This window comes from Prevotella sp. Sow4_E9_plate (genome assembly GCF_052116205.1).
Lineage (GTDB): Bacteria > Bacteroidota > Bacteroidia > Bacteroidales > Bacteroidaceae > Prevotella.
Genome location: NZ_JBQKLN010000124.1, coordinates 1 through 778, shown reverse-complemented (window position 1 = coordinate 778; position 778 = coordinate 1). Strand labels below are relative to the sequence as shown.

The 778-nt window shown below is 41.4% G+C and carries 1 protein-coding gene; it reads right to left on the bottom strand.

Features of this window, described 5'->3' with window-relative positions:
- Window positions 1-164: 164 nt before the first annotated feature.
- The coding region (locus tag ACTQ53_RS17520) for an IS66 family transposase (protein ID WP_441934596.1) at window positions 165-778 on the bottom strand (614 nt) is incomplete at its 5' end.

The following is a 778-nucleotide window of genomic DNA, read 5'->3' as shown; positions in this document are numbered from 1 at the left end:
GTAAGTATCCGCTCAACTCCGTATTGCAAATCTCAAAATAATGTTGTACCTTTGCACGGCGGCATCATTTTTCTAATTTTGAGACAAGAATACGCAATTTAGCCCTCCATCAGCACAAGCTAATGGAGGTTATAACTTAATTTGACTAAATATTAAATTCATTTTTATTGTTCCTCATCTTCCCAGAACTCAGGAAGAAGAGTATAATACTTATCCTCAGGCGTAGAATCTATGTGCTTCAACACATAACAAAGCCAACGCTCAGGATTTTTATCTAGCACCTTACATGCTCCAAACAAGGAGTACATCATTGCTGCACGTTTACAAGCATCCAAGTCACGGCAGAACAAATAAGCCTTCTTACCCATCACCATGTCACGGATCAGGCGTTCGGTATCATTATTGTCCAATGGCATATCTGGGATGTCTATATAATTGGTCAACTCTGTATAGTTGCGCAACATATAGTTCAATGCCTGATATATATTGCTGTCTTTTGGCACATCTAAGATGGCACTTGCAGCCCATAGCTTGAAGTCCTCCCATAGTGGCTCAGCATGGTCCTTCCTGAACTGTGCCTTCTCCTCGCCCTCAAGTTTCTTCTCCTTTATCATTTCCTCAATCAGGTTAATGTTCTGGTAGAAGAGGATACCTATCTTTGCAAGATTAGGATTTTCCTTCAAGGCACGTTCCATTGGTCTTCGGGCATGAACGACACAGCGACACAATATACGACCATTTATCTTCTTCAGCCAATCATAGCCGGAGTAACCATCAC